The 15,190-nt window shown below is 50.0% G+C and carries 11 protein-coding genes; 6 read left to right on the forward strand and 5 right to left on the reverse strand.

What is annotated here, in order from left to right; all coding sequences use genetic code 11:
• Window positions 1–11 precede the first annotated feature (11 nt).
• Window positions 12–779, reverse strand: coding sequence for an EcsC family protein (locus JUB14_RS24420; RefSeq protein ID WP_207509483.1), 768 nt, complete (start codon window positions 777–779; stop codon window positions 12–14).
• Between the two features lie 378 nt (window positions 780–1,157).
• Between JUB14_RS24420 and JUB14_RS24425 the strand changes: the two genes are divergently transcribed.
• The 4 genes from JUB14_RS24425 (at window position 1,158) to lolA1 (ending at window position 8,535) form a co-directional block, all read left to right on the forward strand.
• The gene (locus JUB14_RS24425) at window positions 1,158–3,764 is read left to right on the forward strand and encodes a zinc-dependent metalloprotease (RefSeq protein WP_229368233.1); all 2,607 of its coding nucleotides are present in this window, start codon (window positions 1,158–1,160) and stop codon (window positions 3,762–3,764) included.
• Between the two features lie 284 nt (window positions 3,765–4,048).
• Window positions 4,049–5,095: a quinone-dependent dihydroorotate dehydrogenase gene (locus JUB14_RS24430; protein ID WP_207509484.1), complete on the forward strand. Its 1,047-nt coding sequence runs from the start codon at window positions 4,049–4,051 to the stop codon at window positions 5,093–5,095.
• A gap of 46 nt (window positions 5,096–5,141) precedes the next feature.
• Complete coding sequence (locus JUB14_RS24435) at window positions 5,142–7,739, forward strand: FtsK/SpoIIIE family DNA translocase (protein WP_207509485.1); 2,598 nt, start codon at window positions 5,142–5,144, stop codon at window positions 7,737–7,739.
• A gap of 145 nt (window positions 7,740–7,884) precedes the next feature.
• A complete protein-coding gene (gene lolA1 / locus JUB14_RS24440; RefSeq protein ID WP_229368234.1) occupies window positions 7,885–8,535 on the forward strand; it encodes an outer membrane lipoprotein periplasmic chaperone LolA1 in 651 nt (216 codons plus the stop codon).
• 139 nt (window positions 8,536–8,674) lie between these two features.
• Here the strand turns inward: lolA1 and purQ are convergent, their stop codons facing one another.
• Complete coding sequence (gene purQ / locus JUB14_RS24445; RefSeq protein ID WP_207509486.1) at window positions 8,675–9,364, reverse strand: phosphoribosylformylglycinamidine synthase subunit PurQ; 690 nt, start codon at window positions 9,362–9,364, stop codon at window positions 8,675–8,677.
• Window positions 9,365–9,575: 211 nt separating this feature from the next.
• Between purQ and JUB14_RS24450 the strand changes: the two genes are divergently transcribed.
• Together JUB14_RS24450 and JUB14_RS24455 are read left to right on the forward strand one after the other, a co-directional pair.
• Window positions 9,576–11,213, forward strand: a complete 1,638-nt coding sequence (locus tag JUB14_RS24450) for a sulfatase-like hydrolase/transferase (protein WP_207509487.1) — start codon at window positions 9,576–9,578, stop codon at window positions 11,211–11,213.
• A 436-nt stretch (window positions 11,214–11,649) separates the two neighbouring features.
• The gene (locus JUB14_RS24455; protein WP_207509488.1) at window positions 11,650–12,033 is read left to right on the forward strand and encodes a hypothetical protein; all 384 of its coding nucleotides are present in this window, start codon (window positions 11,650–11,652) and stop codon (window positions 12,031–12,033) included.
• 82 nt (window positions 12,034–12,115) lie between these two features.
• On the opposite strand, the gene ahcY is transcribed toward JUB14_RS24455, so the two are convergent.
• The 3 genes from ahcY to JUB14_RS24470 all read right to left on the reverse strand — a co-directional run bounded on the left by ahcY (window position 12,116) and on the right by JUB14_RS24470 (window position 15,163).
• Window positions 12,116–13,432, reverse strand: a complete 1,317-nt coding sequence (gene ahcY / locus JUB14_RS24460) for an adenosylhomocysteinase (RefSeq protein WP_207509489.1) — start codon at window positions 13,430–13,432, stop codon at window positions 12,116–12,118.
• Window positions 13,433–13,889: 457 nt separating this feature from the next.
• On the reverse strand, window positions 13,890–14,474 hold the full coding sequence (locus JUB14_RS24465; RefSeq protein ID WP_207509490.1) for a hypothetical protein: 585 nt from the start codon (window positions 14,472–14,474) through the stop codon (window positions 13,890–13,892).
• Between the two features lie 98 nt (window positions 14,475–14,572).
• Window positions 14,573–15,163 carry a carboxymuconolactone decarboxylase family protein gene (locus JUB14_RS24470; protein WP_207509491.1) on the reverse strand — a complete coding sequence of 197 codons (591 nt, stop codon included), beginning with the start codon at window positions 15,161–15,163 and terminating at the stop codon, window positions 14,573–14,575.
• Between the last annotated feature and the right edge of the window lie 27 nt (window positions 15,164–15,190).

Below are 15,190 nucleotides of genomic sequence, written 5' to 3' on the forward strand. Positions count from 1 at the left end.
TTATCGACTACTTAAAGCTGCTTACTCCCCGGTGGAGGAGGCAGCTTTTCTTCTTTAGCCCGTGCCTCCAGCCAGCGCATCCGGTAGGCATTCATAGCCGTAGTACCCAGGCTGTCGATGAGCCGGTAGTTAACCACCAGCCCTACCGCGGCTCCCACGCCGGGTATCAGCTGTGCCATCTTAGCCAGGTCAATATAGTCGCGGTACTCGAGCTGGAAAGTAAGCCAGTCAAACTGATTAATGTCCTCGGGAAGTAGTTTGCTTTGCTCATCCCAATTCGCGATTTGCTGATATACTTCGCGCCGCCGCTCCTGACTCGAAAACGCCAGTTGAAAGATATGCAGGATAAAAAGCCGCTCCCGGTAGTCATCCACCGAGTGTCCGTACAGGGCTGCTATCTCAAACAGCATCTTCATCTTGATACCCAGCAAGAGCGGAAAGTCAGCTACCGCCAGCCAGAAACCTCCCGCTCCCGTTACGGCTCCTTCGGTAGCCCCGGCTTTCTTATAAAAATCAATACGTTGCCGTACGGCGGCTTCACAGCTTTGTAGTCGACAGTCGGTGGATGGGGTACGGGTAGTAAATCCGGCTCCGTACAGTACCGCCCGGGTCATCTGCTTAATGGTAGCCGTCACGGCCTGATGTACCTTATCGGGTATGATGCGGTTGATTCGGCGCTGCATAGCCTTAGCCAGCCGGTTGGCTGTCGAAGGTGGCTTCTGCATCTTGTGTTGCCACTGGTGCAACTCCTGCTGGACTACCTGCTCATAAATGGTCATAGCTGTCAGGAAAAATGGGTAGTTATTTGAATACGAATAAACAAGTAATATATTAGTAGGCAAATAGCTAAGCGTTGGTTACTATCAGAGTTCTGACCCCAGGCTTAGCTGTACAGGCATGTGACTAAGTGCGGTGGCAAGCTACTTCTATTCCTGAAATTAGCGTTGCATTAGTTTGGTTGAGATTCAGCTTTGCATTGATAATTAGTGCCAGGATCATTTAGATCTATACCTACCTCCCATTTTCCACTTCTTACTCCACTTCTGATGTGATCCGGTCTCTGACACGGACCGGCAGGGCTGTTTGTCGTATGGCCGCATCAGCAAGTGCATAGCGCATTATTTAGTATCATAATTTATACCTAAATCCTGTACCCTATGTCAACACTATTCAAAACAGGTGTGTGTATTGCCACGCTGGCAGCCTGCGTAGTAATGGTCCCACTTACTGATGCTCACGCACAAGCACGTAAGGAAAAGAAGAAGAAAGAGGAAAAAGAGGCTCCGGCGGCCGCCTCCGACAAAAAAGACGCCCCTCCCAAAAAACTCGCTGATGTTACCAAAAAATGTAAGGAGTACCCGGGCCTCTTTACCATGTACCAGGATACCACCAACGGAACAGCCTACCTGCTGGTACGCAACGATCAGGTAGATAAGGAGTATGTCTACTTCAATCATGTTGCGGATGGGGTACTTGATGCAGGCTACTTCCGGGGAGCATATGGTGATAATGGAGTCTTCTCGATCCGGCGCTACTTTGACCGTATGGAGTTTATCGGAGAAAATACCTCCTTCTACTTCGATAAGGATAATGCCCTCAAACGGGCCGAAGGAGCCAACATCAACCGTCCGATCATCGCCAGTCAGAAAATCGAAGCGCAAAATGATGATAAGACAGCTTTTCTGATCAAGGCGGACGATATTTTCTTAGGTGAAGTACTGGGGCAGATCAAGCCTTCGCCTAACCCCAACAGCAAACCCGGGCAGTCGTTTGATCTGGGAAAACTGAGTAAAGAAAAGACCAAGACCTCAGCCATCCGAAATTACCCGGAGAATACGGATATCGTGGTTGAATATGCGTTTGAGAACCCATACCCGGTCAAGTATGGCTCCAGTGCCGTGACCGACAGCCGTAACGTGGTCGTAAAGGTACAGCACAGTCTAATCCAGATGCCACAGAACGACTACCAGCCACGCCGCGACGATCCACGGGTAGGGTACTTTACGGATCAGGTGACGGATATGACCAGTCCGGAGGTAACGCCCTACCGTGACCTGATTCACCGCTGGCACCTGGTCAAGAAAGACCCAGCTGCCGCCCTGTCAGAGCCGGTGGAGCCCATCGTCTGGTGGATAGAGAATACTACGCCACTCGAACTGAGACCGACTATCAAGGCTGCTACCCTCCAGTGGAACAAAGCTTTTGAGAAAGCCGGATTCAAAAATGCCGTGGTGGTAAAAGAGCAGCCGGACGACGCGACCTGGGATGCCGGTGATATGCGTTATAACGTACTCCGTTGGACATCTTCACCCATACCTCCCTTTGGAGGCTACGGCCCAAGCTTTGTCAACCCACGCACCGGACAGATACTGGGAGCAGATATCATGCTGGAGTACGTATTTGTTACCAATCGTCTGCAGTCGGGGAAGGTATTTAACAGCGCAGCATTAGGGCTGGAAGAAGCCGAGGTACAGCACTTGGGAGACAAACATTTCTGTACGCTCAGTAATACCCTACACCAGAACAACCTCTTCGGTATGCAGATGATGGATGCTCTGGGTGGCTCAGGTATTGAGGTGGAAAAAGACGAGATGCTCAAGCAGTCGCTGTACTTCCTGGTGTTGCACGAGGTGGGCCATACTCTGGGACTAAACCACAACATGAAGGCCAGCCAGATGATCCACTACAAGGAAATCCACGACCGTACCAAAGCCGAACAGCTAGGGCTTACCGGTTCCGTAATGGACTACCCGGCGGTTAACTACAGCCTGGACCGGGCGAAGCAGGGCTACTACTACACCACCCAGCCAGGCCCTTACGACCTGTGGGCTATTGAGTACGGCTATGCTCCTGCTGATGAGGCGCAGCTACGCCGGATACTGGCCCGCTCTACCGAACCGGCTCTGATGTTCGGCAATGATGCCGATGACATGCGTGCGCCCGGCAAAGGTATCGATCCCCGGGTCATGATCAATGACATGTCAGGGGATGCCATTGGCTATTCAGTGGATCGGGTGGAACTGGTGAAGAAGGCATATCCCACCCTCAGGAAGAAGCTCATTACTACTGATCAGTCGTTCCATGAGCTACGCAATGCCTACCTGGTACTCACCGGGGAGCAGGCCAACAGCCTGCGCATCATCAGCCGGTACATTGGCGGTGTCTATGTAGACCGGGCTTACAACAACCAGAGCGGGGCCACTCAGCCCTTTACTCCCGTACCTGCAAGTGAACAGAAGCGGGCCATGAAGGCACTGGCCGAGCTGGGCTTTGCTCCCGACGCGTTCAACGTACCGGAAGGTATCTATCCGTACCTGCAGGCGCAGCGCCGGGGCTTTGATCATTTCGGGAACAACGAAGATCCGCGGCTTCACGCCCGTATTCTGATGATTCACCAGGACTTGCTGAACCAGCTCATGCACAAAAACGTGTGGGAGCGCATTACCAACACCCAGCTCTACGGCAACGACTACAACCTGCATAGCTTTTCCAGTGACCTTACCGAGGCTATTTTCAAAGCAGATATGAGCAAATCAGTCAATACTATGCGTCAGAATCTGCAGCAGGAGTACGTAGACCGATTGGCTGGTATCATGCAGGGCAAAGGCGAGTACGACCATATAGCCCGTACCACCGCATTCAGCCAGTTAAAAGCCATCCAGACGATGCTTGCTGCGGCTAAAACGGACGATGCGGCTACCCGTGCGCACCGGGAGCACCTGAAGTACAAGATTGATGCCGCCCTTGAAGCCAAAAGGAGCTGAGGTAGATAGAGACAAGCCGGAGCACCGCTTAGTGATAGGCGGCGCTTCGGCGCTTTAGTATATAGAGGATTATAAGTAGGATAGGTACTATTGATGTCACAGGGCCGGCCGGATGGTATACTTACCTGGAAGAGTCAGGGGAGAGGCTAATAAGCTGCTTTTAAAAGCAATGGGCTTCAGCCTTAGTAAAAGCCCCGTGTTTATAGGGGAAACATACTACTCAAGCCGAAAATAAATAGTCTGCCAATCGTATCCACATCCTCCGAACCTTCTATTTTTGCGGTATGTACAAACGTCTTTTGCTCCCCCTCCTCTTTCAATTTGATCCCGAGCAGGTTCATCACTTTGTGTGCGATGCCCTCCGGTTTTTTTATCGTTTGCCGCTGATGCCCGGTCTGATGCGGAAGCTCTTTGTTTATGAGCATCCATCCCTGGTACAGGAAGTAGCCGGACTACGGTTCCGGAATCCAGTAGGACTGGCCGCGGGCTTTGATAAAAATGCCGAATTGGTAGATGAAATGGCGGCGCTTGGTTTTGGGTACGTAGAGATAGGTACCGTTACACCCCGCCCGCAGCCCGGCAACGACCGGCCGCGTCTGTTCCGTCTGAAGGCCGATGGGGCTCTGATCAACCGCATGGGGTTCAATAACAAGGGAGCGGCGGTAGCTGCCGCTAAACTTAAAGCGCGTAAGTCGGATATACTGGTAGGGGGCAATATTGGGAAGAACAAGGTGACGCCCAACGAGCAGGCTCTGGATGACTACATCGCCTGCTTTCATGAGTTGTACGAGGTAGTAGATTACTTTGTAGTCAACGTGAGCTCGCCCAACACACCCGGACTACGTGATCTGCAGGAGAAAGAACCACTCATGCACCTGCTTCGGGAGCTGCAGAGCCTGAACCTGACCAAGCCTAAGGCCAAGCCTATCTTCCTGAAGATAGCGCCTGACCTGAACCTGAGCCAGCTGGATGATATTATTGATATAGTAAAAGAGACAAAGATCGCGGGAGTAATCGCGACCAATACGACCATAGTCCGTAAAGGGTTGGAAACACCGACCGAAGCGGTAGAGAAAATAGGAGCGGGGGGACTAAGTGGACAACCGCTTAAATACCGTTCCAGTGAGGTAATTCGTTATCTTTGTACTAAATCGGAGAATGCCTTCCCTGTCATTGGTGTGGGAGGAATTGCATCTCCTGCCGATGCACTGGAAAAAATTGGAGCCGGAGCCGCCCTGATACAGGTATATACCGGTTTTATATACGAAGGGCCGGGACTGGCCCGCCGTATCTGCAAAGCATTGGTCTCGGCTGCTGAGCCTCGCGCCTGATATGACGTTTCGATTAGAGAGAAAATTGTAAATTATTATTGCTACAATGCCCGAGAAAACACCCCGAGGAAATTCATATCGCCCGAAGGAAAAGAAGGAGGAGTCCTCATCCGGCTTTCAGTTCTCGCTGAACTGGAGGGGAATTATCTCCAGTCCTAGAAGTTCGCTGGCCTGGGGCATGTTTTTTATGCTGATTGGGCTTTTGCTCGAAATCTCTTTTCTATCCTATATTTTTACCGGCACCGCCGACCAGAGCGTAGTAGACGGCCTAGGTCAGGAGCCCATCCGGGACGCCGGACGCCAGACCCGCAATGCGCTGGGGCTGTTCGGAGCTACGGCTTCGCATATATTCGTGTACCGTTGGTTTGGTGTAGCCGCCCTGGCCCTGCCACTAGTCCCTTTTCTGTCGGGTTGGAAGCTTGTATTTCGTTCTGAGCTGCTGCCCCTGGCCCGTACTACCAAGGAAGTGATCTTCTATACCCTCTGGGTTAGTATGCTGATGGGGTATGTAGTACTCATGAGTGGTACCGAACAAAGCCTGAGCTTCCTGTCCGGTGGCTTTGGCTATGAAGTCAATACCTTACTTTTTGGGTTGCTACGGTGGGGAAGTATACTGGCTATCGCCTTTATTCTATTTCTCTATGTGGTGTACTTCTACAATGTCACATCTATTGATCTTAAAAAGAAAGTAGGTCGACAGTCAGATACCTATGCTTCGGATTATCCATCGGCGGATGCCGAAGTCACAGGAGACGATGCCGAGGTACAACCCGCACCGGCTCCGGTAGCTCCCTACCGCCCCCTGGAAGAGTATACCTACGAGGAGGAGATACCTACCAATCATGCACCGGTCAGTACTGTACCGACTAATGGTGTAGCAGATAGTGACCTATCGGAAGAAGCCCCGGTAGAAAAAGAACTGCCTGTGGAGGTACAGCCCAAAGCTGTCGTTCCTAAGGTAGAAGAGCCGCTAGAGCCTGAGGATTTCGCAGGGTTCTTCCTAGATGAGTCGCCCGTTGTGGCCACGGAACCACCGCTTATTCTGGAGGTAGATGAGGCTCCCTCTCTGGGCTTGCCTCCGGATGATGAAGAAGAAGATATCAGTGAAAAAATATTGCGCGAAGCCGGGTACTATGATCCTACCATTGATCTGCCTTCGTACCAGTTCCCGACCGAAGAGCTGCTGAATGAAATCAACGAGAACCAGCAGGAGAAGGTATCGCAGGAGGAGCTGGAAAGCAACAAGAATCGCATCGTAGAAACGCTGGGTAGTTACGGTATTAATATTTCGAAGATCAAAGCTACCATCGGACCTACCGTAACCTTGTATGAAATCATACCCGAGGCGGGCGTCCGTATATCCAAGATCAAAAACCTCGAAGGAGACATCGCGCTAAGCCTGGCGGCTCTGGGTATTCGTATTATTGCGCCCATGCCAGGCCGTGGTACCATCGGTATCGAAGTACCTAATAAGAATAGGGAGACCGTATTTATCCGTTCGGTACTGGGGAGCGAGCGCTTCCAGAAAGCCAACTACGACCTGCCGGTAGTACTGGGCAAAAACATCTCGAACGAAATCCACATTGCGGACCTGGCCAAGATGCCCCACCTGCTGATGGCTGGAGCCACCGGTCAGGGTAAGTCAGTAGGTCTGAACGTAATTCTGGCTTCGCTGATCTATAAGAAGCACCCTTCACAGCTCAAGTTCGTACTGGTCGACCCCAAGAAGGTGGAGCTTACCCTGTTCAACAAGCTGGAGCGTCACTTCCTGGCCAAGTTGCCTAACAGCGAAGAGGCTATCATTACGGATACTAAGAAGGTAATCTATACACTGAACTCGCTTTGTATCGAGATGGACGCGCGCTATGACCTGCTGAAGGAAGGAGCCGTACGTAACATTAAAGAATACAACGCCAAATTTGTACAGCGGCGCCTGAACCCGGAAAAGGGGCATAAGTTTCTGCCGTATATAGTACTGGTCATAGACGAGCTGGCCGACCTGATGATGACCGCCGGTAAAGAAGTGGAGACGCCCATTGCCCGTCTGGCCCAGCTGGCGCGTGCTGTAGGTATTCACCTGGTACTGGCCACGCAGCGCCCCTCGGTCAAGGTTATTACCGGTCTCATCAAGGCTAACTTCCCGGCTCGTTTGTCGTTCCGGGTTACGTCCAGCATCGACTCCCGCACCATTCTGGATACGGGTGGAGCCGAGCAACTGGTAGGGCAGGGGGACATGCTCCTGGCGATCAACTCCGACATCGTGCGCCTGCAGTGCCCGTTCATTGATACCCGCGAGGTAGAGGATATATGTGACTTTATCGGTAGTCAGCGTGGCTACGAAGAGGCTTACGCGCTGCCTGAGTATGAGGGCGAAGACGGCGGAGAAGGACGCGCCGAACTGAATGTGGAGGACTTTGACCAGCTACTCGGTGAGGCAGCTCGCCTGATCGTGACACACCAGCAGGGTAGTACTTCGCTCATACAGCGTAAAATGAAGCTTGGATATAACCGGGCCGGCCGGATTATGGACCAGCTGGAGGTGATTGGTGTGGTAGGGCCCTTTACCGGAAGCAAGGCCCGCGATGTACTTTTCCACGATCTGGAGAGCCTGGAGCAGCACATGAAGAGTATGGCTATAGCCTAGTGGCTCCCGCCGTAGATCTATTTGGAACAAGGAAGCATGATGCTGCGTTAAACCTCATGTACTTTTGCTTGTCAAACTACTGAATCTTTGAAACAAGCAGGTAAAGACATTTGTAGAATTAAGTTTAGCAATTAATACGTATATCATGAAAAGAACAATTGTTTTCGTAGTGTTGGTGATGGCTGGTTTTCTGACCGCTTTGGCTAACCCCGCACTGGCTCAGAATGATAAGAAAGCAGCGGCTATACTGGATGCCATGAGTAATAAGTATAAGAACATGAAGGCGTTCAAAGCTGCTTTTACCTATGTGCCGGAAGGGGGAAAACCAATGAAAGGAGACGCTACGGTAAAAGGTAGTAAGTTTCGCTTAAAAATGGCCGGGCAGGAGATCTTTAACGACGGTACCACCATGGCTACCTATATCAAGGAAACCAACGAGGTCAACCTTCAGGACTTCGATCCCAACGAAGCCGGTGGACTGGACCCTACCAAGATCTACACCGCCTATAAGAATGGCTTTAAGTATAACTTTCTGAAAGAAGTAAAAGAGGGTGGACAGACCTACGAAGTAGTAGAGTTGACTCCTACGACCAATAAAAATGGTCAGGTATCTAAAGTAGAGATTCAGGTAAATAAAGCTGATAAGTCGATCAAGAGCTGGAAGATCTTCCAGAAGAATGGTCAGCGTGTGACTTACAAAGTAGATAGCTTCGAGCCTAATGTTAACGTAGCTGATACCTTCTTTGCCTTCAACGCCAAGCAGTATCCTGGTGTAGAGGTAGTGGATCTGCGATAGCTTTTAGTTGTTAGCTTCTTCTTATTGGACTGACAGTGCTATTTAACATTGAAATGCAAAGAGGGTGAAACGATATCGTTTCACCCTCTTCTGTTATATAAGAACTACTAGCTAATAACTAAAAGCTAACAACTAATAGCTACACCAGTACATTCAGAACCTGCTCCAGGATAAGCTTTCCATCGGTATTGCCCAGGGCGCAGTCCGCGGCGCGCTCAGGGTGAGGCATCATCCCGAATACATTACGACCTTCGTTACAGATACCGGCTATGTTGTCAAGGCTACCATTGGGGTTCGCTGCGTCGGTAATAGTACCATTCTCATCGCAGTAGCGGAACAGTACCTGATCGTTATCGTTAAGGCGCTTCAGCGAATCAGCATCGGTAAAGTAGCGTCCTTCAGCGTGAGCGATGGGTATCTTGAAAGCTCTGTCCAGATCCAGACCGCTGGTCAGCAGAGAGTTGTTAGTTTCAGCCTTAAGATGCACATTACGGCAGATGAACTTCTGGCCGTTGTTACGCAGCAGAACGCCCGGAGTCAGTTCGGCTTCACAAAGGATCTGAAAACCATTGCAGATACCTAGTACGTAGCCTCCGCGTTTGGCGTGCTGAATCACCTCATTCATAATGGGCGAAAAGCGGGAAATAGCTCCCGAACGCAGGTAATCACCGTAAGAAAAACCACCAGGCAGTACGATCAGGTCGCAGCCCTGCAGGTCATGGTCTTTGTGCCAGAGCTTAACTACCTCCTGGCCCAGGTTATGCTGCAAAGCGTATACGGCGTCGTCGTCACAATTAGAGCCCGGGAATACTACTACTCCAAATTTCATATCTTACTTATATAAAGGATGTTCGGTTATTTACGCAAAGATAACGCTTTGACGCAATGAATCATTCATGAAGTACTAATAATAGATAAACGTAACACCAGGAATATAAAACATAAAGTCTGCACAGAGGCTGAGTTAAGAGTAAATGCCGTCTGTCTAAACCCTTTACTAGGGTATTTAAAGATCTGCTCATTATCCCCCGCATTTTTATATGAAATACTGTCTGCTATTAGTAGTACTGGCTGCCGGACTGGCCTTTAGATTGCCTCAGCAACCGGCCGATACACGTCCGAATATCATATGGATTACCTGTGAGGACATGAGTCCGGAGCATCTGGCCAGTTACGGCAGTAAGCTTACCCGCACACCCCATACCGACAGGCTGGCGGCGGAGGGTATCCGCTATACCAACACCTATTCGATATCGGGCGTATGTGCTCCTAGCCGCTCTTCCCTGATTACAGGTATGTACCAGACCTCCATTGGTACCCAGAATATGCGTACGCTGGCGCTTTCGGCCAATGCTAAAGATGACTACCCGGCTGGCTTTGTATCTTATTCAGCGGTGTTGCCCCAGGGGGTGAAGTGTTTCTCGGAGTACCTGCGGGAGGCAGGGTACTACTGCACCAATAACGTCAAGCAAGATTATCAGTTTGAAGCGCCCGTAACGGCCTGGGATGAGAGCAGCCCTCGCGCGCACTGGCGAAATGGTACAAAGTCGAAATCGGGTGGAAAGCCCTTCTTCGCTATTTTTAACTTCACTACTACGCACGAGTCGCAGGTATGGTCGCGGGAGCAGGAGCCACTCCTGGTACGGCCGGAGGATGTTGTAGTACCTATATATTACCCAGACACCCCAAAGGTACGGCACGATATAGCCCGCCACCAGTCCAACGTGATGCGAATGGATGCGCAGGTAGGAGAGGTAATGGAGCAACTGGAAGAAGATGGTCTGCTCGATAATACCATTGTATTCTTTTACAGTGACCACGGCGACGGCCTCCCCTTTGTAAAGCGGGAAGTATACGACCGGGGGCTCAAAGTACCTCTCATCGTGCGGTTTCCGGATAAGCGGGGTGCCGGTACTACGGATAGTCAGCTGATCAGCTTTGTGGATTTTGCTCCTACCGCCCTGTCGCTGGCCGGAGTACCCATCCCGAAGCACATGCAGGGGCAGGCGTTTTTGGGAAACCAGAAGGCTACAACTCCCCGGCGGTACATCTACGCAGCCCGTGACCGGATGGATTCGGAGATTGACCGGGTAAGAGCTGTGCGGGACCAACGCTACAAGTACATTCGCAACTATCAGCCCGAGAAACCTTTCTACCAGAATATCAAGTACCGGTTGCAACAGCCGGGTATGCAGGATATTATCCGGCTCCGGGACGAAGGCAAGCTGAATAGGACGCAGATGCGGTGGTTCCAGACCAAGCCCAAAGAAGAACTCTACGATTGTGAGGCTGACCCGATGGAATTTACTAACCTGGCTGAGAAGCCGGAGATGCAGGCCAAACTCAACGAGCTTCGGAAAAAGATGGACGAATGGCAAAAACGCTACGGTGACTACGGCGATATGCCCGAAATGGATATGGTCCGGAAGTGGTGGGGAACCAGTGATCTAAGCAAGGGAGCTCCTGTGACGGCTACTCCGGTTGTACAGAGAAAAGGGGAGCGCGTTGCCATAAAATCGGCTACACCGGGTGCTTCCATCGGCTACCGTTTTACCAACAGTGGTCCCTGGTCAGTATATACCGGGCCATTTAGTATAGAGGGGGACACTTTATATTTAATAGCACACCGTATTGGCTACACACCTTCAGTAGTAAAAGCAGAAAAACTGGCACGATGAATGTATAGGAATGATTGAGCTTATAAAGTACCGGCTAGATATGTTTCCAGTACTAAAGCCCATTGCATTTAATTGAATTTTAATGCCTTAAATAATGGCATGAAGTAACCTATGTGTAAATTGTGACGACAATAACAGAGGTGTGACAGACTCATAAACGATTGGACTATCCTCAGTAAAGAAAGTAGATACTTTGAAGCGGATGAGAAGTATATACAGCCATTACTGGAGAGCCTTCCTGTTATAATTATTGTAGCCCTATAGAATACAAAATAACGTTTACCCTCGAAACCTTATCGGCTATTGCTCTTGAGGTAGCATGATGTCTGATCAGCTATGATAGAATCATAATGACATTGTAGACCGAGGCGCCGGAGGTAAAGGAGCTGACAGCATAACAAATACCCACTCTATATATTACCCTCTCTGTGATTGTATGATTAAAAAACTACTTCTAGTAGCCTGCCTCGTCGGAGGCAGTCAGGTGTATGCGCAGCAAACGTATTTCAGGTCCCGCATGGGCAACTCAGATTTCCAGATTAATTATAGCAATGGACGCTATCTGATGATGGAACTGCCCGTAAAGGAATGTCAGGACTCAATGGCCCGTCAGGGGGAATTTATTGTAACGGAGGTTGAAGAAAAGAAAGACAATTTCTTTCACTTTGGATACACCATAATGCGGGGTATATGGGTAGAAGGTATATTCGTTCATAACCTGACGCTGGTCTGTAACAGCAAGAAAGATCCTGAACAAACTTTCGTGCTCTACTTCGGCAATCGATTCTTTGCCGGCAACCGCTATCTGGTCAGACGCTGATCCAGGCGGTAAAGTCTATCAAAAAAGTCCCGGCCAAGTGGCCGGGACTTTTTTGATAGACTTTACTATGTACTGTAATCTCTTAGTAACGGTACGTATCCGGCTTGAACGGACCCTGAGGCGTTACACCGATGTACTCAGCCTGATCAGATTCAAGCGTCTCCAGACGGGCACCTACGTGAGCCAGGTGCAGAGCAGCTACCTTCTCATCCAGTACCTTAGGAAGTACATATACTTTGTTCTCGTAGCTCTGTGAGTTAGTCCACAGCTCGATCTGCGCCAGTGTCTGGTTAGAGAATGAGCATGACATCACGAATGATGGGTGACCCATGGCACAGCCCAGGTTCACCAGACGGCCTTCGGCCAGAACGATGATATCCTTGCCATCAATGTTGTACATATCCACCTGCGGCTTGATCTGCGACTTGGTGTGACCGTACGCCTGGTTCAACCATGCCATGTCGATCTCGTTGTCGAAGTGGCCGATGTTACATACTACAGCCTTATCGCGCATTTTCTTGAAGTGACGCTCCGTAATAATACGAACGTTACCGGTAGCCGTAACAAAGATGTTAGCACGCTCAGCCGCTTCGTCCATAGGGATTACTTCGTAGCCATCCATAGCAGCCTGAAGCGCACAGATAGGATCGATTTCGGTTACCAGTACGCGGCAACCGGCTCCACGCAGTGACTCAGCCGAGCCTTTTCCTACGTCACCATAACCCGCTACCACGGCTACTTTACCAGCCAGCATCAGGTCAGTGGCACGACGAATCGCGTCAACCAGTGACTCGCGGCAGCCGTACTTGTTATCAAATTTCGACTTCGTTACCGAGTCGTTTACGTTGATAGCAGGCAGGTGCAGCGTACCTTTCTTCTGACGCTCGTACAGACGGTGTACACCGGTAGTAGTCTCCTCTGACAGACCCTTGATATTAGGGATCAGCTCAGGATATACATCAAATACCATGTTGGTCAGGTCACCACCGTCGTCCAGGATCATGTTCAGAGGCTGGCGCTCTTCACCGAAGAACAGCGTCTGCTCGATGCACCAGTTAAACTCCTCTTCGTTCATGCCTTTCCAGGCGTACACCGGGATACCGGCAGCCGCGATAGCGGCAGCGGCGTGATCCTGCGTAGAGAAAATATTACAGGAAGACCAGGTAACTTCGGCACCCAGGGCGGTCAGGGTTTCGATCAGTACCGCAGTCTGAATAGTCATGTGCAGACAACCGGCGATGCGGGCGCCTTTCAGCGGCTGCTGAGGACCGTACTCGGCACGGATTGACATCAGACCGGGCATCTCAGCCTCAGCCAGGGTAATTTCTTTACGACCCCACTCGGCCAGTGTAATGTCTTTTACTTTGTACGGAACGTACGTTTGTGTTGAAGTTGACATATCAGTATAGTGATTTTAGTCAGAATATTGACAAAGGTACCAGCTAAGACTAATATTTGGAAGAAATGTAGATTAAAATTGCCTAATGAAGCCTAAAATTGGATATATTATCTAATATACCTCTACTGCAGCAGAAAGCTCTAGAAAGATCATCAGCTATATAACTGCTTTACAGATATTTTGTCTAGGGTCACTTTAAAGAAAAAGACAGCTTTCACTAGGCTGTCCTTTTCTTAATTTATAACAGTATACCCCTCGCTGCCGCCAGTTTGCAACTGGCGGCTTATGCTATTAATAAAGTCTATGACTGGCGCATCAACCAATTTCCTTTGTGCCTTACTCCCAGATAGGTAGTAGTAGGGTAGTTACCGCTGGGCATACAAGTCAAAGACTTGCCAGATATATCCCGCCAGTTGCAAACTGGCGGGAGCCTCGGGGATCGTATCCGGCTATCCCATCATACCGGTATCGCTATAGTATAGGTACCATCAGGATAGAAAGTAATCTGTTTTTCGTTGTATACATTTCCACCCTGAACTCTGAATTGTTTAACTCTTAGCGGTTCGCCAGTTTTGGCATGACGAATAGGTACTCCAGGCTTCTCTTCTGCATTGTACCATCTATCCTGCTTGGGAGGACGAATGTACAGCCTATCCTGAATGACCTCCTGCAGGCAACTAATCAACTCTTCTTTCTGACTATCAGTCAAGGGTCCCGATAGATGATCCTGGTTGTAAATAAGGACTACGTACCCATTGAAGGAGGCCCACTGCGTGGGAGGATTGTCCCGGTATCGGTCATCAATGATAGCCCGTAGGTACCACGTCTCCCTCCCCATAAGATCCTTGGACTTCGTTAAATGTACCACTCCTTTATCTCCCAAGTAATACCGTTTCTGGAAAGATTCCCGTATATACTCCATTAATAAATTTCGCTGTTGATCGTTATGCAGCTTCACTTCCTGGCATAGTTGACCAATACTGGCAGCAGGCTTAAGGAGTAATAACAGCAAAGGCAATAGGAGGTAAGGTCTTGGTTTCATACGTGCGTAACTTTATGGCAGGAATCTTCTTGACGAATAACAAGATAAGAACAAAAAAATATTGACGCCATTTTTTTGAGCTTGGGATATACTACCTATTACAACAATACGCAGAAGCTCTTGAAGATAGCGCCTAAGCGTACAGCGTCAAAGATGCGAGCCTGGGTACCCCCGTGGCCAAGTACCGACTGCTCGTGTGAGGTAACGCAGAGTTCGCACCCGTTGAGAGCCGACACTACCAGGCTTAGCAGTTCGAAGAACTCCTTACCCAGGACCGGATTCATCATGATGCTCATCTTGATACCTGCCTGGGTAGTTTCGTAGTACTCCTTCTTCACAAAGTGACGGAAGCGGTAGAATACGTTGTTAGCATTAAGCAACGATACGCACGAAGCTACCTCGGCCAGTTCCTTCTCGTCGGCCCCTTCTTTGGCTGCCAGCTCTTCCAGAGCAGCGATCAGGGCCGTGCTTTTCTCGTTGATAGCTACACCCAGGGCCAGCAGGAGGGCTTCCTTACGGTTCAGGTTTTGTGACTTGAGTACGTTACCTACGTTGATCTTGAGGTCCTTGAGGTAACGGTGGTCCTGCTTGGCGAGCTTGTCCAGCAAGACGCTTTCAAAATCAGTCGGAAGGTTTACTTCCTTATATAGCGACTCCTTCGGGTTGGTCGCGGCTGCGAATGGATACATGGTATTGATCTGGTTAAATGAGAGTTA

This window comes from Telluribacter humicola (assembly GCF_017355935.1).
Taxonomy (GTDB): domain Bacteria; phylum Bacteroidota; class Bacteroidia; order Cytophagales; family Spirosomataceae; genus Telluribacter; species Telluribacter humicola.

What these genes read in the sequence shown, in the direction of transcription:
- JUB14_RS24420 (WP_207509483.1), bottom strand. Translation starts at nt 779, where the DNA reads ATGACCATTTATGAGCAGGTAGTCCAGCAGGAGTTGCACCAGTGGCAA.
- JUB14_RS24425 (WP_229368233.1), top strand. Translation starts at nt 1,158, where the DNA reads ATGTCAACACTATTCAAAACAGGTGTGTGTATTGCCACGCTGGCAGCC.
- JUB14_RS24430 (WP_207509484.1), top strand. Translation starts at nt 4,049, where the DNA reads ATGTACAAACGTCTTTTGCTCCCCCTCCTCTTTCAATTTGATCCCGAG.
- JUB14_RS24435 (WP_207509485.1), top strand. Translation starts at nt 5,142, where the DNA reads ATGCCCGAGAAAACACCCCGAGGAAATTCATATCGCCCGAAGGAAAAG.
- lolA1 (WP_229368234.1), top strand. Translation starts at nt 7,885, where the DNA reads ATGAAAAGAACAATTGTTTTCGTAGTGTTGGTGATGGCTGGTTTTCTG.
- purQ (WP_207509486.1), bottom strand. Translation starts at nt 9,364, where the DNA reads ATGAAATTTGGAGTAGTAGTATTCCCGGGCTCTAATTGTGACGACGAC.
- JUB14_RS24450 (WP_207509487.1), top strand. Translation starts at nt 9,576, where the DNA reads ATGAAATACTGTCTGCTATTAGTAGTACTGGCTGCCGGACTGGCCTTT.
- JUB14_RS24455 (WP_207509488.1), top strand. Translation starts at nt 11,650, where the DNA reads ATGATTAAAAAACTACTTCTAGTAGCCTGCCTCGTCGGAGGCAGTCAG.
- ahcY (WP_207509489.1), bottom strand. Translation starts at nt 13,432, where the DNA reads ATGTCAACTTCAACACAAACGTACGTTCCGTACAAAGTAAAAGACATT.
- JUB14_RS24465 (WP_207509490.1), bottom strand. Translation starts at nt 14,474, where the DNA reads ATGAAACCAAGACCTTACCTCCTATTGCCTTTGCTGTTATTACTCCTT.
- JUB14_RS24470 (WP_207509491.1), bottom strand. Translation starts at nt 15,163, where the DNA reads ATGTATCCATTCGCAGCCGCGACCAACCCGAAGGAGTCGCTATATAAG.